The 18,673-nt window shown below is 45.0% G+C and carries 18 protein-coding genes; 13 read left to right on the top strand and 5 right to left on the bottom strand.

What is annotated here, in order from left to right; translation table 11 throughout:
- The first annotated feature begins 130 nt into the window (after positions 1-130).
- Entirely contained in the window at positions 131-703 is a 573-nt protein-coding gene (yeiP, locus tag HYN51_RS05405; protein WP_108901893.1) for an elongation factor P-like protein YeiP, read from the top strand.
- An 89-nt stretch (positions 704-792) separates the two neighbouring features.
- Here the strand turns inward: yeiP and HYN51_RS05400 are convergent, their stop codons facing one another.
- On the bottom strand, positions 793-1,116 hold the full coding sequence (locus tag HYN51_RS05400; protein ID WP_108901892.1) for a type 1 fimbrial protein: 324 nt from the start codon (positions 1,114-1,116) through the stop codon (positions 793-795).
- A gap of 300 nt (positions 1,117-1,416) precedes the next feature.
- Between HYN51_RS05400 and HYN51_RS05395 the strand changes: the two genes are divergently transcribed.
- From HYN51_RS05395 to yejF, 7 genes are all read left to right on the top strand, one after another.
- Positions 1,417-2,388: a CobW family GTP-binding protein gene (locus HYN51_RS05395; RefSeq protein WP_108901891.1), complete on the top strand. Its 972-nt coding sequence runs from the start codon at positions 1,417-1,419 to the stop codon at positions 2,386-2,388.
- An 89-nt stretch (positions 2,389-2,477) separates the two neighbouring features.
- The gene (locus HYN51_RS05390; RefSeq protein WP_108901890.1) at positions 2,478-3,185 is read left to right on the top strand and encodes a phosphatase PAP2 family protein; all 708 of its coding nucleotides are present in this window, start codon (positions 2,478-2,480) and stop codon (positions 3,183-3,185) included.
- Positions 3,186-3,478: 293 nt separating this feature from the next.
- Positions 3,479-4,054, top strand: a complete 576-nt coding sequence (gene mepS / locus HYN51_RS05385) for a bifunctional murein DD-endopeptidase/murein LD-carboxypeptidase (protein WP_108901889.1) — start codon at positions 3,479-3,481, stop codon at positions 4,052-4,054.
- Between the two features lie 235 nt (positions 4,055-4,289).
- Positions 4,290-6,158, top strand: a complete 1,869-nt coding sequence (locus HYN51_RS05380; protein WP_108902180.1) for an extracellular solute-binding protein — start codon at positions 4,290-4,292, stop codon at positions 6,156-6,158.
- 9 nt (positions 6,159-6,167) lie between these two features.
- Complete coding sequence (locus HYN51_RS05375; RefSeq protein ID WP_108901888.1) at positions 6,168-7,262, top strand: microcin C ABC transporter permease YejB; 1,095 nt, start codon at positions 6,168-6,170, stop codon at positions 7,260-7,262.
- The gene (locus HYN51_RS05370) at positions 7,259-8,284 is read left to right on the top strand and encodes an ABC transporter permease (RefSeq protein WP_108901887.1); all 1,026 of its coding nucleotides are present in this window, start codon (positions 7,259-7,261) and stop codon (positions 8,282-8,284) included. Before HYN51_RS05375 ends, HYN51_RS05370 begins: the two co-directional genes overlap by 4 nt.
- A gap of 1 nt (position 8,285) precedes the next feature.
- Positions 8,286-9,875, top strand: coding sequence for a microcin C ABC transporter ATP-binding protein YejF (yejF, locus tag HYN51_RS05365; protein WP_108901886.1), 1,590 nt, complete (start codon positions 8,286-8,288; stop codon positions 9,873-9,875).
- 62 nt (positions 9,876-9,937) lie between these two features.
- Here yejF and HYN51_RS05360 read toward each other — a convergent pair whose 3' ends face one another.
- From HYN51_RS05360 to rsuA, 3 genes are all read right to left on the bottom strand, one after another.
- A complete protein-coding gene (locus HYN51_RS05360) occupies positions 9,938-10,285 on the bottom strand; it encodes a YejG family protein (protein ID WP_407936336.1) in 348 nt (115 codons plus the stop codon).
- Between the two features lie 370 nt (positions 10,286-10,655).
- Positions 10,656-11,843 (bottom strand): Bcr/CflA family multidrug efflux MFS transporter, encoded by a 1,188-nt coding sequence (locus HYN51_RS05355; protein WP_108902179.1) that lies wholly within the window; start codon positions 11,841-11,843, stop codon positions 10,656-10,658.
- A gap of 133 nt (positions 11,844-11,976) precedes the next feature.
- Positions 11,977-12,681: a 16S rRNA pseudouridine(516) synthase RsuA gene (rsuA, locus tag HYN51_RS05350; RefSeq protein ID WP_108902178.1), complete on the bottom strand. Its 705-nt coding sequence runs from the start codon at positions 12,679-12,681 to the stop codon at positions 11,977-11,979.
- Positions 12,682-12,805: 124 nt separating this feature from the next.
- Here rsuA and HYN51_RS05345 point away from each other — a divergent pair, with 124 nt between their 5' ends.
- The 3 genes from HYN51_RS05345 (at position 12,806) to rplY (ending at position 15,209) form a co-directional block, all read left to right on the top strand.
- Entirely contained in the window at positions 12,806-13,045 is a 240-nt protein-coding gene (locus tag HYN51_RS05345; protein ID WP_108901884.1) for a YecH family metal-binding protein, read from the top strand.
- Positions 13,045-14,799, top strand: a complete 1,755-nt coding sequence (locus HYN51_RS05340; protein WP_108901883.1) for a DEAD/DEAH box helicase — start codon at positions 13,045-13,047, stop codon at positions 14,797-14,799. The genes HYN51_RS05345 and HYN51_RS05340 overlap by 1 nt, the downstream gene beginning before the upstream one ends.
- Before the next feature lie 125 nt (positions 14,800-14,924).
- Positions 14,925-15,209, top strand: coding sequence for a 50S ribosomal protein L25 (gene rplY, locus HYN51_RS05335; protein ID WP_108901882.1), 285 nt, complete (start codon positions 14,925-14,927; stop codon positions 15,207-15,209).
- Between the two features lie 89 nt (positions 15,210-15,298).
- Here the strand turns inward: rplY and yejK are convergent, their stop codons facing one another.
- The gene (gene yejK / locus HYN51_RS05330) at positions 15,299-16,309 is read right to left on the bottom strand and encodes a nucleoid-associated protein YejK (protein WP_108901881.1); all 1,011 of its coding nucleotides are present in this window, start codon (positions 16,307-16,309) and stop codon (positions 15,299-15,301) included.
- A 310-nt stretch (positions 16,310-16,619) separates the two neighbouring features.
- Here yejK and HYN51_RS05325 point away from each other — a divergent pair, with 310 nt between their 5' ends.
- Both HYN51_RS05325 and yejM read left to right on the top strand, forming a co-directional pair.
- Positions 16,620-16,847, top strand: a complete 228-nt coding sequence (locus tag HYN51_RS05325) for a YejL family protein (protein ID WP_108902177.1) — start codon at positions 16,620-16,622, stop codon at positions 16,845-16,847.
- A 21-nt stretch (positions 16,848-16,868) separates the two neighbouring features.
- Positions 16,869-18,650 (top strand): LPS biosynthesis-modulating metalloenzyme YejM, encoded by a 1,782-nt coding sequence (gene yejM / locus HYN51_RS05320; protein WP_108902176.1) that lies wholly within the window; start codon positions 16,869-16,871, stop codon positions 18,648-18,650.
- Positions 18,651-18,673 lie beyond the last annotated feature (23 nt).

Genomic DNA, 18,673 nt, shown 5'->3' with positions numbered 1-18,673 from the left:
CGCCTCTGTTTCTGATGCCTTTTCTTCTCCCGCTATTTTTTCTCTATATACGGTGAATTCTGCTTGCCTGTTTTACCTGTCACGAGTAATTTGTCGCCAGTCATTTAATCAGTGAGAACAGGTCATTTTTATGCCAAAAGCTAATGAAATAAAACGCGGTATGGCGGTTAACTACAATGGTAAAATGTTGCTGGTACGCGATATTGAAGTACAAAGTCCAAGTGCACGCGGTGCCAGTACTCTGTATAAAATGCGCTTTTCCGATATTGTTACCGGATTGAAAGTTGAAGAACGCTTTAAAGGCGATGATATTATTGAAGAAATCAACCTGAGCCGTCGTCAGGTTACCTTTTCTTATATTGATGGCGACGAATATGTCTTTATGGATAATGAAGACTATACACCTTATATCTTCAAGCAAGAGCAAATTGAAGAAGAGCTTCTGTTTATTCCAGAAGGTGGCATGCCCGGTATTCAAGTATTAACCGTTGAAGGACGTGTTATTGCACTGGAATTACCGCAAACCGTTGATATGGAAATTATTGAAACAGCTCCCGGTATCAAAGGTGCATCCGCCAGTGCTCGTAACAAACCAGCGACGATGAGTACCGGTTTGATTATTCAGGTACCGGAATATCTGGATTCAGGCGAAAAAATCCGTATCCATATTCCTGAGCGCCGCTATATGGGCCGTGCCGACTAACCGATGAATAATAACGCCATCACCTTCCGGTGATGGCGTTATCGTATCCGATGCCCATCAGTTAAAATTTGAATAACTAATTTATATTGCTAGTTATATTCAATTTCAGTGATCCCTAATCCTTTCGATTTATCAATCCAGCGAAAACGCATCTTATTATTGCCATTCGTTGGCACTAACATTGTGCTTTGCTCGATTTTGCCAATTGGCAAATGGCTTTTCACTAGCCGATTATCGCGAATACAGCTTTGAACAACCTCAGATTGATTGCTGGAAAGCTGACACCCCCCTTCTACTACTGTCCCAGTAAAAATAATGCGACCACTTTCATTTGCAGATACCATTGATAACGACGCTGTCCATGCAATCAATAACCAACCTGCTTTTGCTAAAAACCAGTGTTGATATTTCATACACAATATCTCCAGTCTCATGTTTATTTATCATGAACCTTTAGCCGTTATCTCCTCACCGTACATTATTCATATCCATTCGATACCAAAGAGCCCTACTTATATCGACAATTAGCGATGTGCTATGCTTTACCACGTCCTAACGAATAATAAGCATGGAGCATTTACGATAATGTAAATGCCCTCTCATAAGATATAGCTCTATTTGTCCATCACTGCTTTCAACACATTAATAATCGCTCGATTATTTCACGCTCATTACTTATCATTCTCATATATTCACTTTAAGGTAATTTCTCTGTGACAAACATTAACCTCATTACCGGCTTTCTGGGCAGTGGCAAAACCACTACTATCCAACATTTGCTTCAGCAGAAACCGGAAAGTGAAAACTGGGCAATTCTGGTTAATGAATTTGGCGAAATAGGTATTGATGGAGCCCTATTAGCTAATCGGGGCGCTACGCTGAAAGAGATACCGGGTGGCTGTATGTGTTGTGTTAATGGATTGCCAATGCAGGTGGGCTTGAACATGTTATTAAAGCAGACTAACCCTGACCGTCTGCTGATTGAACCTACCGGATTAGGGCATCCTAAACAAATTCTTAACTTACTAACCTCCGAAGTTTATCAACCTTTTTTGACGCTTCAGGCCACCTTCTGCCTGCTTGATGCCCGTCAACTATCAGAACCCCGCTACACGGGAAATGACAACTTTCGCGACCAGTTAGCCGCTGCCGATATTATTCTGGCTAACAAATCTGATACATACAGTCAGCACGATATCAATGCATTAACTCAATGGCATAACCAAGACCCACTTAACCGACCACTGTATCGGATTGAACAGGGAAAAGTTGATAGTGCATTGTTAAACACAGAGCGCACTAATCGGCAATCTTTACCTGATAATCCCCATCATCATAGCCATTCAAGGCCTAACGGTTTGGCTACATTGAGTTTACCGGGTAATCAGGGGTGGCGGCGGGCACTAAATCAAGGTCAGGGTTATACCAGTTGTGGTTGGATATTTGATAGCGAAACCTGTTTTTCAACCTCAGATCTACTCGACTGGGTACGTCTATCCCCCGTTGATCGAGTTAAAGGCGTTATGCGGATCCCGGAGGGAACACTCATTGTCAACCGACAAGGATTTGATTTTAAAATCGAAACCCAACCAGTTGCCCCACTGGATAGTCGAGTAGAACTGATCCATACCCGTGAAGCGCCTTGGAATGAACTGCAAAGTGCATTGCTAAAAACACGAATTTAACATGCTGTAACAATCTATATTTAGTACAAAATAGATTCTATTCTATTAATTAACAACTTGTTTATTGGTTAACTTTTGAAGGTATTTTGATGGGTTTGCGTAATCTCCCTGCAATTTTGCTATTGAATGCATTTGGAATCGGTTTATTCCTCTCTTGGTATTTACCAGAAAACCACGGTTTTTGGTTCCCTATTGATTCATCTATTTTCCATTATTTTAATCAGCATTTGGCTACCAGCAGCAGTTTCTTAAAACTGGTTGCTATCACCAACAATCGAGCCTTTGACAGCGTATCACTTCTGGCGATGGGGCTACTTTTTCTTTACTTCTTTGTTAAACAAGGTGCGGCCGGTAAGCGCCAGATGATCATCATGGGTATCGTAATGCTATTAACCGCGGTACTGCTCAATCAATCTGGTCGTTTACTACCGGTAGAACGCCACAGTCCAACGTTAACCTTCAGCGGCATAAATCGGGTTAGTGAATTATCCGGCATTCCAACCAAAGATTCTTCACAGGATAGTTTCCCCGGAGACCACGGTTTGATGCTAATGACTTTCGCCGCATTTATGCTGCGTTACTTTACCCGTTGGGCATTTTACATCGCTGTTGGCTACATCATTGTCTTCTCTTTACCAAGAATTATGGTTGGCGCTCATTGGTTTACCGATATTTATGTTGGAGCGTTAAGTATGGCTTGTGTTGGTTTAAGCTGGTGGTTATTAACCCCAGCCAGTGATGCAACGATCAATTTCATTAATCGATCGATCCCCAATAGAGGCAAACCAAAAAATTAGCACTATAATTAGGCCGGTAGCTATTTTAGCTACCGGTTTTACGGATCATTAAGGATCTAAAAATGTGCTCAGGCACGCTTTCTTGGTAGAAAAAACTCGCAATCAATTAGCGAATCAAGTAGTCTTCCCAGCGTTTGCTCGTGTTCATTGCGTGCTATTGGCAATGTCAGGAGCCTGTTTATGGCTCTTTCTGCCAATCAAAATTGATCTTCGGCAGCTTGGCGGTCACGGACCATGTAAATAACTTTTTATAACGACGGTGTCGTTAAGGACTACACAGGAATTCCACACAAATGGTCAAATCTCAACCGATTCTGAGATACGTTCTACGATTAGCGCCTGCCGTAGCCGCAATCGTAATGTTATCTGGCTGTGGCTCACTCTCATCAACGGCTGAAGCATCTAATTCAAAGCATGCTCAGGCACAAAAAGAGAGACAAGGACTGTCACTACAATCTACTCAGGATGAATTCGAATCCATGGTTAAGAACGTTGACATTAAGTCAAAAATTCTTAACCAATACGCTGGCTGGAAAGGTGTCCGCTATCGCATGGGCGGTACCAACAAAAGTGGCGTAGACTGTTCCAGTTTTGTTCAGATCACTTTTCGTGAGCAATTTGGTTTAGCGCTACCGCGCTCAACATCAATGCAACAAAACTTAGGTCAGCAAATTAAGCGTGAAAAACTGCGTCCTGGCGATATCGTTCTATTCCGTTCCGGCTCTACTGGCCGTCACGTGGGTATTTATATTGGGAACGATAACTTTGTACACGCATCCACCAGCAACGGTGTGATTATTTCTAGCCTCAACGAAAGGTACTGGAATTCGCGTTATCATCAGGGTCGCCGTATCCTGAGCAAAGGTTAATTCGCTATCAAAAACCTGAGCTGAATATTTATTCAGTTCAGGTTTTTGTCTACCTATTATTCTATCCTCTTTTGATTCTCTGCCCTGCAACCATCCCTTTTATCGCAACCCTCAATAACATGCTATATACTAAAAGATAATTTGTATCATCTACTGTGAAACCGTCTGGCTAACAAGCTAAAAACTTCAGCGGCACAACTCATGGTCTTAATGTTGAGCAGAACTCTTTATGAATATGTTGCAGTCAAATCAATGGAAGAACTTCGCCACCTCATCTCTTCTATTCGTTTTAGTGCTTGCATCACTATTTGCCTCCCCCGGCGGTTACGCTGAAGATAAAAAAGAAGTCATTAAACAGGGAACCACGCTTTCTCTAATCGGTGCCCCTAAGTACCCGGACGATTTCCAACACTTTGACTATACCAACCCACAAGCCCCTAGAGGGGGCCAGATTACCGTAGCGGCTATCGGTACTTATGATAACTTCAACCGCTATGCGCTACGCGGTAATCCTCTGGATGGCAGTGAACGTCTTAGTGACACGCTATTTGCGTCTTCAGAAGATGAAATCAACAGTCTTTATCCACTTATTGCCACCTCAGCCCGCTATGTTGATAACTATCAGTGGATGGAAGTTCAGATTAATCCACTGGCCCATTTCCAAGACGGTACTCCGATTACCGCAGAAGACGTGGCGTATACCTTTGAAAAATTCATGACTGAGGGTGTCCCTCAATTTCGTAGCGTGTATAAAGGGGTAAAAGTTACCGCACTGTCACCACTCGTTGTGCGCTTTGACTTACCAAAGCCAGACCGGGAACAGATGTTTGGCTTAGTGGGTGGCCTACCGGTATTTTCAAAAAAATTCTGGCAACAACACAATCTTGGTGAACCGCTAAATACCCCGCCCCTTAGCGCAGGCCCTTATACGATTGATAGCTATAAGCTGGGTCAATATATTGTATATAAACGCGTAAATGATTATTGGGCTGCCGATCTGCCGGTTAATAAAGGCCGCTACAATTTCGACATTATCCGTTACGACTACTACTTGGACGATAACGTTGCTTTAGAAGCCTTTAAAGCCGGAGCCTATGATTTTCGCGTTGAATCTTCCCCCAAAAAATGGACTACCCAATATCAAGGAAAGAACTTTGACTTGGGCTATATTGTAAAAAAAGATTGGGAAAATCAGGCCGCCCAAGACACGCGCTGGCTCGCCTTTAATATCCAACGCCCCATCTTTTCTAACCCCAAAGTACGTGAAGCTATTACACTGGCGTTTGATTTTCAGTGGATGAATAAGGCGCTATTTTATAGTTCCTATCAACAACCGCGCAGTTATTTTCAAAATACGATTTATGCGGCTACCGGCCTGCCCGATAAAGATGAACTAACATGGTTAATGCCGCTGAAAGATAAAATACCTGCCAATGTGTTTACCCAATCTTATCAACCACCGGTCACCGATGGTTCCGGCTTTAATCGGGAAAACCTGCTTCATGCTACTCAGCTATTAAAAGAAGCGGGATGGGAAATCAAAGATAACGTGTTGATCAACAGTCAGTCCGGTCAACCATTTACGTTTGAGTTGTTGCTACAGAGCGGCATGGAAAGTAACGCTATGTATGTTTTACCCTTCCAGCAAAATTTAACTAAATTAGGCATTAAAATGGAAGCGCGCTATGTCGACAGTTCACAGTTTGTCAGCCGTTTGCGTTCTCGCGACTTTGATATGATCCCACAGCGTTATTCAGCCATGGAATATCCTTCTCCGGTCAGTTTGATGATTCTCTGGAACTCTGCCTACATCGATTCTACCTATAATCGTCCAGGGCTTAGCGATCCTGCCGTCGATGAGCTAACCCAGCTTATTGTGACCTATCAGGGGCAAGAAAAACCATTATTGTCACTGGGTAGAGCATTAGATCGCGTATTAACTTGGCATCATCTGATGATACCTATGTGGTATTCCAATAATGATCGATTCGCCTACTGGGATAAATATGCTATGCCTAAAATTAGGCCAAAAAGCTCGCTGGGCATTGATACTTGGTGGTACGACGTGAATAAAGCCGCCCACTTACCAGAACAGCGTCGCTAAGGAGCCTGAATGACACGGTATATACTTCGCAGGCTACTGCTGCTAATTCCCACCCTGTGGGCCATTATTACCCTCAACTTTTTTATTGTGCAAATTGCCCCGGGCGGTCCTGTCGATCAAGCCATTGCTACTATAGAACTGGGCCATCAAAGCGGTTTTGGCGGTGGTTCCGGACCAAACCTCACCGGTGGTGGAAAAATGAGTCAAGTGCCGGTGGGCGATCGTCAGTATCAAGGATCCAGAGGCCTCGATCCGGAAGTCATTGAAGCGATTAAAAAACGTTTTGGTTTTGATAAACCGCTGCACCAACGCTATTTTGAAATGCTCTGGAACTATATCCGCTTTGATTTTGGCGACAGCTTATTTCGCGGCGCATCGGTGATGGAATTAATCAAACAGTCGATGCCGGTTTCCATTACCCTTGGGTTATGGAGCATGTTAATTACCTACCTTATCTCGATTCCGCTAGGCATCAAAAAGGCAGTACGTAATGGTTCCGCTTTTGATATCTGGAGCAGCAGCCTGATTATTATCGGTTATGCCATTCCCTCATTTTTGTTCGCCGTTTTACTGATTATTGTGTTTGCCGGAGGCGGTTATCTTGACTGGTTCCCCTTGCGCGGCTTAGTGTCCAATAATTTTGACAGCCTGCCGTGGTACAGCAAAATTACCGATTATCTATGGCACATTGTCCTACCCGTATTAGCCACAGTGATCGGAGGGTTTGCCACCCTGACTATGCTGACGAAAAATTCCTTTTTGGATGAGATCCATAAACAGTATGTCATCACCGCCAGAGCTAAAGGCCTAGAAGAAAAACGCATTCTGTACGGTCATGTATTTAGAAACGCCATGCTGCTGGTTATTGCCAGTTTTCCTGCCACCTTCATCGGTATGTTTTTTACCGGATCGTTATTGATTGAAGTGATTTTCTCTCTCAACGGATTGGGACTACTGGGCTATGATGCTACGCTGCAGCGAGACTATCCCGTCATGTTCGGAACCTTGTATATCTTCACGCTGATTGGATTAGTGTTAAGTATCATCAGCGATATCACCTATACGCTGGTGGATCCAAGAATTGACTTTGAGGCACGCGGATGAGCAGATTAAGCCCCATCAATCAAGCCCGCTGGCTTAAGTTTAAACGCAATCGCCGTGGCTATTGGTCACTATGGATTTTTGCCATCTTGTTTATTATCAGTATGGCTGCGGAGCTGATTGCCAATGATAAACCGCTGCTGGTTAGCTACAAAGGCGAGGTGTATACGCCATTTCTGGTCAACTATAGCGAAGCCACCTTTGGTGGGGAATTTAACACCAAGGCTGATTACCGTGATCCTTATCTGGTGAGCCTGATCGATGAAAATGGCTGGGCCATCTGGCCACCGATCCGCTTTAGTTATGACACGATTAACTTCCAGAGCCCCTCTCCTTTCCCTGCGTCCCCATCGACCTCTAATCTTTTGGGAACGGACGATCGTGGGCAAGATGTACTGGCCAATGTTCTCTATGGCTTTCGCATCTCGATTCTGTTTGGTTTATCACTGACACTGATCTCCAGCCTGATAGGTATTGCCGTTGGCGCCACTCAAGGCTACTACGGTGGTAAAATAGATTTAGTCGGTCAGCGGCTGATTGAAGTCTGGTCTGGAATGCCCACGCTATTCCTGATTATTCTGATGTCCAGCGTGATCCAACCTAACTTCTGGTGGTTATTAGCCATTACCGTCCTGTTTGGCTGGATGGGATTGGTCGGTATTGTACGAGCAGAGTTTTTGCGTACCCGCAACTTTGACTATGTCAGAGCCGCCAGAGCCATGGGCGTGAAAGACCGAATCATTATGGGCCGCCATATTTTGCCTAATGCGATGGTAGCGACCCTGACTTACTTACCCTTCACGCTGTGTGCATCGATTACCCTGTTAACATCCCTCGATTTTCTGGGTTTTGGCCTGCCGATGGGTTCCCCTTCCTTAGGCGGATTACTGCTACAGGGTAAAAATAACCTTCAGGCACCGTGGCTGGGCATCAGCGGTTTTATCGTTCTGGCGCTACTACTCTCTCTGCTGATCTTTATCGGTGAAGCTATACGTGATGCATTCGACCCTGCTAAGGCCTATTAATATGACCACTATGCCAATACTGGATATTCAAAATCTGAGCATCGCCTTCCGACAAAATGGACAGGAAAACCGGGTTGTCGATCAGATTTCTTTGCAGGTGGCTGCGGGGGAAACGATGGCACTGGTGGGTGAGTCCGGTTCAGGAAAGAGTGTCACCGCCCTATCTGTTTTACGTTTGCTACCTACCCCGCCAGTGGCCTACCCAACGGGGGATATTCTGTTTAATGGGGAATCATTGCTGCATGCCGATGATAAGACGTTACGTCATCATCGAGGCAACAGCATTTCAATGATTTTTCAGGAGCCGATGGTTTCTCTCAATCCGTTACATACCATTGAAAAACAGTTATCTGAAGTTTTGCTGATCCATCGCGGTATGGGGAAACAGGCCGCCAGAGATGAAATTGTTGAAGTACTTGAACGAGTCAGGCTGAGAGATACCAAAAAACGGCTCAATGCCTATCCTCATCAACTCTCCGGTGGTGAACGCCAGCGGGTAATGATCGCCATGGCGATTCTGACCAAGCCTAAATTATTAATCGCCGATGAACCCACTACCGCACTGGACGTCACTGTTCAGGCACAGATCCTGCTGTTGTTGAAAGAACTCAAGCAAGAATTGAACATGAGCTTACTGTTTATCACGCACGACCTAAATATCGTGCGTAAGTTGGCAGATAATGTGGCCGTTATGTGCCAAGGAAAACTGGTTGAACAAAACTCCCGGGCCATGCTATTTAGCCAGCCTCAGCATGCTTATACCCAAAAACTACTGGATTCTGAACCTAAGGGGCGTCCTTTCCCGGCACAGGAAAACAGCCGTAATTTGTTGGAGATAAAAAACCTGACTATCGGTTTTCCTCGTGCGGCGGGCCTGTTCAGACCGAAGATTGACAATACTGTGGTCAACGGTATCAGCTTCACTATTCGCAAAGGTGAAAGTCTGGGGCTGGTTGGTGAGTCCGGTTCAGGGAAAAGCACTACCGGTCTAGCGCTACTTCGTTTGTTGAAATCCCAAGGAGAGATCTGGTTTGACGGGCAGCCGCTGCATACGTTGAATATGCGTCAAATGCTACCTTACCGTAGTCGAATACAGATCGTATTTCAGGATCCGTTTTCTGCACTCAACCCTCGCCAGAGTATCAGCCAAATTATTGCTGAAGGTCTAGAAGTGCATTACCACTTTACGCCTCAAGAGCGGGAAGAGAAAGTGATCGCGACCATGCAGGAAGTAGGACTGGATCCGGCAACCCGCCATCGTTACCCAACCGAATTCTCCGGTGGGCAACGGCAGCGAATTTCTATTGCCAGAGCGTTAATTTTGCAACCTGAGTTGTTAATTCTTGATGAACCAACCTCATCGCTGGATCGCTCAGTACAGGCTCAAATTCTGGAGCTGCTAAAAAAACTGCAACAACAGCATCAGCTAACTTACCTATTTATCAGCCACGACTTACAGGTGATTCGTTCGCTTTGTCACCAAATTATTGTGATGCGGCAGGGAGAAATTGTTGAGCAGGGTGAGTGTGAAACCGTATTTGATTCACCACAACATCCCTATACCCAAAATCTGCTGGAAGACTCTCGCTGACAGCAGATAAGTAGCCTTAGATTAACCAAAGGCCGACAGAGAAACGGGCAGTAAGGTGGCAATTAAAAAGAAGAGTTAACTGGAATAAAATCAGCGATGGCAATACCTATATTTTTCAAACGGCATAGTGCAATTGGCTCATCCTGAGAGTTTATAAACAGACAAGGCTCTCCTTCATTTTCAATGATGCTATTATCAATACCAATTCCATTCAGGTACTGACTAATCTTATGCATCACTTCCCACACCTGACGATCTGGATAGCTTAGGAGCTTCAAACCAATCAGGTTATCATCATGGTCAGCTTCATTAGATAATTCAGGTAATCGTGTGGGCTCCACCCTGCTCCCTATTTCTCCGGCATACCAATGGTAAAACTCAGGTAAACGCTGAAGAACAGATAGCTTCATAATTCTCACTCAATACGACTGGAAACAATATACAATTTTTTCACAAATCCCTCACATGGTAAAGAGCCTTAGCCTTTATTCTGTCGTTTTTGTATAAATACCCCCTGCTTGTCTGATAAACCTCAATATCACTTCCTACTTATATCAATAAAAGCGACTTCAATAATCTTTTAAGAAAAATAGTCATCCCATATCTCGATATCCCTACATATTCTTGTAGTATGGATTTAGTATTGATTTTTATAAGAAATTTTTAAATCAAAATAAGTATGGGCTAAATGATAAGCGTACGTCTTGAAATATTTTACAATGGTTATGCCGCCATAATGACGGCATTATACTGAGGGATAATATTTAAACTTTAGTTAAATTAATGTGTACTTTTAGCCATAGAACGCCAATAGAAAAACACCGCTCCAATGACACAGCACGCCATAGAGATAACCATCGGCCAAGCCGACTGGCTTGCCACTAATGCCAGTATTCCGCCAACAGCAGCACCTACGCCAAACCGCAACGTTCCAGCCAATGACGCTGCCGTACCCGCCATATGTGGGAAGTCTTCCAAAATAATTGCCATTGCATTAGAAGAGATCATCGAGATACATCCCATATAACCAGCCACACCCACCACCATGGCCCAGAATCCCAGCCCTGTCACTTGAGCAAACACCAACCACATCCCCATGACAAACTGAACTGTCAGGCCCAGCCGCATCATTTTTGCTGCACCCATACGCCTAACATGACGGCTATTGATAGTCGTCATAACAAACAGGCAAAAAATATTCAGGGCAAAGTAATAGCCAAAGTTCTGTGGCGAGACCCCATTTAAATCAATATAGACAAAAGGCCCGGCGCTTAAAAAAGAGAACATACCGGCAAATGAAAATGCACTGGCCAACATGTAGTTAATAACCCGACGGTGGCGAAACAACGATGCAAAATTGCGTAACGTCGTCATAAAGTGGAATTTCTGGCGATTCTGTTTATGCAGCGTTTCCGGGATACAGAATTTCACCATCACCACGGCAATTAATGCTACGGCACTGAGCACCCAAAAAATAGCATGCCAGTCCATCCAGACCAGCAAAAAACCACCAATAATCGGGGCCATTAAAGGCGCGATAGTCATCACTAATGTCACAAAAGACATCATGCGTGAAAACTCATCCTTACTGAACATATCCCGCATCAATGCACTGATCACAACGCTAGCAGATGCCGCAGCTAGACCATGCAGGCAACGCAACAAAATCAACTGCTCAACGCTCTGTGCTAAAGCACAACCCGCAGCAGCCACAGAAAATACCAACACCCCACCGATGATGACAGGCTTCCGTCCAAGGCTATCAGCCATCGGTCCATAAAATAGCTGGCCGACAGCAAACCCAATAATGTAGGCGCTTAAGGTAAGTTGAACCATACCATCACCAACGCCGAAGTCCGCTGCAATGCCTGGCATTGCAGGTAAATACATATCGATGGACAACGGCATCAGCATAGACAACAGGCCGAGAATAAAGATCAGCCAGCGCTTAGACATACTCGGAGGCATGGCTGTTGATGGTTGAGGGTCTGACTGAGATAACGAATTAGACACGCAGAATAATCTCCCGCTACTAGCGTATTAGAGAATGTTGCAATCTTCAGGCTGGCAACCCGCAGCTAGCACCATAATTCAAATCCGTTTATCGGACAGAACCAACGCTGTCGACCTCTTGTGGCGTTAGCGCCCGGTACTCTCCCGGTTCCAAATCTGGATCCAAAAAGATATCACCGATACGTTCACGATGTAGCGCCACAACGTGGTTACCCACCGCGGCAAACATTCTTTTGACCTGATGATAACGCCCTTCTGAAATGGTCAAACGAACCGTTGTCTCATCAACCGACTCTAACAACGCGGGCTTGGTCAGACTCTTTTCACCGTGAAGCTGAACTCCTGCGGTGAACAACTCCGCGGTATTGGCCGCCAATGGATGTTCTAAAGTAACCAGATACGTTTTTTCACAGTGGTGGCGCGGAGAAGTAATTCGGTGTGACCACTGACCATCATCCGTCAGTAAGACTAATCCGGTGGTATCCATGTCCAGCCGTCCTGCCGCATGGAGCTTATCCGCCACTGGTTCATCAATAAAATAAAGTATAGTCGGGTTAACAGGATCGTCGGTGGAACAGACATATCCTTCTGGCTTATTCAGCATGAAATAGCGGGGCCCGGTAAGTTGTACCAGTGGATTTCCGTCATAGGCGACTTCATCTTCCGGCAAAATTTTATAAGAACCACTCTTAACGATCTCATCATTGATCGTTACCAGACCGGCCCTTAGCTCCCGCCCAACTAAATTGCGGCTAATCCCTAACTGCTGTGACAAAAACTTATCCAAACGCATGCAATAGATACCTGATGTTGAAATGGCGGTGCAGTATAACAAACCTGAGTATAAAGACTCGCCCTGAATAGCCGCTAAAGGCATAATATGCCCAGTTTATAGTTAACATATTAAGAGAGAAAAAATGTCTTCTGTTCATGGTCACCAGGTTTTAGAGATGATGATTGCATCCGAACAACCCTATACCACTGCCAGTCTTATCGAAGCTATCATTCAACGTTTTGGTGCCGATGCCCGCTTTCATACCTGTTCAAAGCAGGATTTAACTGCGGCTGAACTGGTTGAATTTTTAGCATCCAAAGGTAAATTTATTCCTGCCAATGACGGTTTTACTACTCACGCTGATAAAATCTGCAACCATTAATGGCGTTTACACTGCGGCCATACCAGCAGGAAGCGGTTGATGCTACCCTGAACTATTTCCGCACCCATCAAGAACCTGCGGTGATCGTTTTGCCTACGGGTGCAGGTAAAAGCTTGGTGATCGCTGAACTAGCTCGATTGGCTCGGGGGAAAGTGTTGGTATTAGCGCATGTAAAAGAGCTGGTTGCCCAAAACCATGCCAAATATTGCGCTTATGGGTTGGATGCCGACATTTTCTCAGCCGGACTCAACAAAAAACAGAGTTCAGCCAAAGTGGTATTTGGCAGTATTCAGTCCGTTGCCAGAAATTTAGATGCTTTTAGCGATACATTCTCTTTATTGATTATCGATGAATGTCACCGTATTAGTGACGACAGTGACAGTCAATATCAGCAGATTATCGGGCACTTACGTCAGCAAAACCCCAAACTTTGTCTATTAGGATTAACCGCCACGCCTTATCGATTAGGCCAAGGGTGGATTTATCAATATCACTATCACGGTATGATTCGCGGTGATGAAAACTGCCTGTTCCGCGACTGCATCTATGAGTTACCGCTACGCTACATGATCAAGCATCACTTTCTTGTTCCGCCAGAAAGACTGGATATGCCCATCGTTCAATACGACTTCAGCCGTTTAGAAGCCAGTAGCAATGGTCTGTTCCGTGAGGTAGACCTCAATCGGGAGCTAAAACAGCAGCAGCGAATCACACCACACATCGTCAGCCAGATTATGGAGTACGCCGAAACCCGTAAAGGCGTGATGATTTTTGCCGCTACCGTTGAACATGCCAAAGAAATATATGGCTTGCTTCCTGCTGGTCAAGCTGCATTTATCAGTGCAGATACACCGGGAGATGAACGTGACCGTCTGATAGATGAATTCAAACAACAAAAGCTACACTTTTTGGTCAATGTTGCGGTATTAACTACCGGCTTTGACGCACCGCACGTGGATCTCATTGCTATTCTCCGCCCGACGGAGTCAATCAGCCTGTATCAACAAATTATTGGCCGTGGGCTGCGCCTCTCCCCGGGAAAAGAGGATTGCCTGATTCTAGACTATGCCGGTAACCCCTATGACCTATTTACACCAGAGGTGGGCAGCAGTCGGCCACAAAGTGATAGTCAGCCAGTGCAGGTATTTTGCCCTGGCTGTGGCTTCGCCAATACATTCTGGGGAAAATGCACGCCATCAGGAGAAATTATCGAACATTTTGGTCGCCGCTGTCAGGGTATTCTGGAAGATGATGAAGGCCATCGGGAGCAGTGTGACTATCGATTCCGCTTTAAAATCTGCCCTCACTGCGGTGCAGAAAACGATATCGCTGCAAGGCGCTGTCACCAATGTCAGGCAATACTGGTGGATCCGGACGATATGTTGAAAGATGCCCTGCGTCTGAAGAACGCCAAAGTACTACGCTGTAGTGGAATGCAACTTCAGCGAGGGCAGGATGCTCAAGGCGAATGGCTCAGCATCACCTATTACGATGAAGATGGTGCTGATGTAACTGAACGCTTTCGGTTGAAAACGCCAGCCCAACGTACCGCATTTCAACAACTTTTTATTCGCCCTCATCAGCGAGCGCCGGGAGTGCCTTTTCTCTGGAATGACGCCAGCGATGTGATTCGTCAGCAGGAACGGCTGCGCCATCCTGATTTTGTTATCGCTTACTTACGAGGTGAGTTTTGGCGAGTACGTGAAAAGATGTTTGACTATCAGGGCCGCTATCGTCGGGCCAATGAACTGTAAAAATAACGGTTTTGTTTGCTGTCACCCGTGAATTCCGTTAGAATCCCGTCCGCTTTATAAGCAGATCACTCACCTCGTTGCTGGGTCGCCTGTAACGGGAGTTAATTTCTTTAAGAGAAAATAAAATGTTTACTATTAATGCTGAAGTACGTACCGAGCAGGGAAAGAGTGCGAGCCGCCGCCTGCGTCATGCTAACAAGTTCCCAGCTATCGTTTACGGTGGAACTGAGAAGCCAGTTGCTATCTCTTTAGATCAAGATGTTCTGATGAACACTCAAGCCAAGCCAGGCTTCTATGAAGAAGTTCTGACTCTGGTTATCGACGGTAAACCAGCTAAAGTGAAAATTCAGGCTGCTCAACGTCACCCGTTCAAACCAAAATTCGCTCATATCGACTTCGTTCGCGCTTAATTGCCAACAGTCATGAGTGCTGCTGATTATCAGCAGTGAACGTAAAAAACGCCGCTATGCGGCGTTTTTTTATGGTTCTGAACCAACGGCTACTTATCACCACCGCTTAAGCGGCGCTGAAGTTGATCTCGTAGGTTTGGCGGTAGACCTTTAATGGTTAATGTGTCCGTTGCCGGATCCCAAAATACCCGTTCGCCCAGCAGCAACGCATCGAACCCTAACGTAATTCCACCACCACTGCCAGAGAATTTAGTCAGTTGACGCAGCGTGCTGCGGTCCGCAGGAAAATGCTCTTCCAATTCATAACCATTCTCATGGGTAAACTGACGAAAATCTTTCTCACCAACGGTCGGTAGCTCTTTTGCCAATTCATCAATGGCAATTTCTTCACCGGCTTGCAGTTGCCCATTACAATAGGTGTACACCTGCTGGCGATATGACTGGCGCTCGTTTTTATTCAATTGGCCTTCAGCACAATAATCATCAACCGCCTGAAGTAATCCACGGTTTTGTGCCTTGGCATCTAAACCTTCGCTGGCCGCCAGAAAATCCATGAAAAAGTCTGATACTTTTCTACCAACCCGCCCTCTCAGGAAGGTCAAATAACGAGCCGACTCAGGATTCGTTTCCCACTCGGTTAAGTCAATTCGGGCAACGATATCAGCCCGATCGATATCCAGATAATGTGTGGTAGAAATATCTAGCTGTTCATTAACCAACATGCTGCTACAGCTAGTGAGTACCGCCACCAGTAAATATTCAACGGCCAGATAGCGATACTGGCAGAAAACCACAATACCGCCTTCGGCAAACGGATATTTAGCCAACTCGTTACGTAACATTTCAGTACTGTTGCGAGTAAAATCGAGAAAACTCCCCTCACCCTTACGGCAACCTTTCAGTGCGGCGGCAAATTGACTTTCACCGTTGAATAGCCCAAAAGCTTTACTTTTTCCGCTATATACCCGGTGCAACTCCGCCACCATATCTTCAGTGGCCTGATTATTGGTCAATGGAGAATCACGCAACACAACATCAAGCGTCTGCTCATCACGCTTAATCAACTGATGTAAAACGATCTGGTCAAGATCCAGACTCATAACGACTCCTCTCTACGGCTGAATATGTACCGTACTCAAATACCCAGTGATAATCGGAATATAATAGCAGGCCCCTCTTTCAGTGTAATAACTAAATCTACGAATAACTGAATGCTTCGCCACCTTGCGCGCTATAGACTATATCGTTTGTAAGGTTGTTGATTCACCATTCGAAGCAGTATTATTCGCACTTCCCCGCAAAATTGCGGAAGAGAAGCAAGATTTTCTGTATAAACTACAGAAAAGAATCAATCGATACGGTAAGATAGTCGCCATTAAATCACCTGATAAACACACTAAGCACAAATTTATGCCACAAGCTTCCCGTTACAGTGATGAACTGGTAGAAAAGATATTAAGCGAATTGGTTCAGGTTCTGGAAAAAAATCAGACACCTACCGATCTGTCACTAATGGTTTTAGGTAACATGGTAACCAATCTGATTAATACCAGCGTTGCCCCTGCGGCCCGGCCTGCTATCGTCCGATCTTTTGTTGAGGCTTTACAGGCTTCGATCAGAGATGATAAAGCCCATTAATTTGTTTACCCAAAAGTGAATATGGTGACAAACCGTCAGCAATATAAAGAGAAAGTCTCCCAGATGATTAGCTGGGGGCATTGGTTTGCGCTCTTTAATATTATTCTCAGCCTCGCACTGAGCAGTCGCTATTTATTTATTACCGACTGGCCCGGCACTTTGCTGGGGCGTATCTATGCGCTGGTAAGCTGGCTGGGGCATTTCGGCTTTATCACCTTTGCCGTCTATCTTCTCATTCTGTTTCCACTGACATTTATTATCATGTCTCAGCGGCTGATGAGAATACTTTCGGCCATTCTGGCGACCGCCGGACTCACTCTCTTAATTATCGATACCGAAGTATTTTTCCGTTTTCGCCTGCATCTTAACCCTACCGTTTGGGGTTTGCTGATCAATCCAGATGAAACCGAACTGGTTCGTGACTGGCAGTTAGTATTTATCTGTATTCCAGTCATCTTTTTGATTGAGCTACTGTTTGGCACCTGGAGTTGGCAGAAGTTACGCAGCCTAAACCGGCAAAAGTTTGGTAAGCCATTGGCTGCCCTATTTATTACCGCCTTTATCTTTACCCATATTGCTTACATTTGGGCGGATGCTAACTTTTATCGACCAATTACCATGCAGCGAGCAAATTTACCGCTGTCTTACCCGATGACCGCACGTCGTTTTCTGGAAAAGCATGGGTTATTGGATGCACAAGCTTATCAGGATAAGTTGACTCAACAAGGTAATCCAGAAGCCGTTGACGTCGAATACCCATTAGCTAAATTGAGCTATAACGACAGCACAGCCAAATACAATTTATTAGTGATTGTGGTTGATGGTATTCGTAATCAGAATCTACTGAATGATATGCCAAAACTGTCTACGTTGGCTGATAGCAATGTGCAATTCACTCGCCATTACAGTTCAGGTAATATGCAAGATACTGGGCTATTTGGCCTGTTTTACGGTATTTCACCTACCTATATTGATAGTATTCTAGCGGGGAAAAAATCTTCGGCCTTGATTACTGCATTAAGCCAGCAAAATTATCAGTTTGGCCTGTTCTCCGCATCTGGGTTCAAAAGCCCGCTTTATCGTCAGGCCTTGTTGTCCGATTTCACTTTGCCGCCAACGGTTGCCCAAAGCAATAGTACAACCACTGAGCAGTGGCAAGAATGGGTGACTATGCCAAATGGAAGTAGCCCGTGGTTCTCCTATATTCAGTACAGCAACAATAACATTCTGAATGCTAACTCCAATAAAGCACCGGCTGACTTTATCAACAAATACCGTAATTCCGTCAATGACATAGACCAACAAATTGATAGCGTGATGCAAACGCTCTCTAAGAAAGGGTTGCTGGAAAAAACGGTGGTGATTATCACGGCGGCTCATGGCGTTGAGTTTAATGATACTCAGCAAAACGTTCAGGGTTTTGGTCAAAACTATAGCCGCAATCAGCTACAAGTTCCGTTAATTATTCACTGGCCAGAAACTCCGGCACAAAAAATTGTTAAAATGACCAGCCACATGGATATTATGGCAACGCTGATGCAGCGACTGTTGCATGTTAAAAATACCACCAGTACTTATTCTCAGGGTGAAGACCTGTTCACCGCCCAGCGCCGCTACCCTTGGGTAACTGCCGGTGATGCTAAGCAACTGGTGGTCATCACCCCAGATGAAACCATCCTTATTAGTACTAATGGTCGTTATAAAGCCTATGACGTTAATTTTCAGCCGGTTGAAAAGGAAAAGCCAAATCTGTCTTTACTGCTACAAGTCCTAACAGACGTTAAGCGTTTTATGGCTAACTGATTAAAACTAAAGCAAATGTAATG

Origin of the sequence: Limnobaculum parvum (assembly GCF_003096015.2) — a bacterium.
Classification (GTDB): Bacteria; Pseudomonadota; Gammaproteobacteria; order Enterobacterales; family Enterobacteriaceae; genus Limnobaculum; species Limnobaculum parvum.
This window is presented reverse-complemented; position numbering and strand designations above follow the sequence as displayed.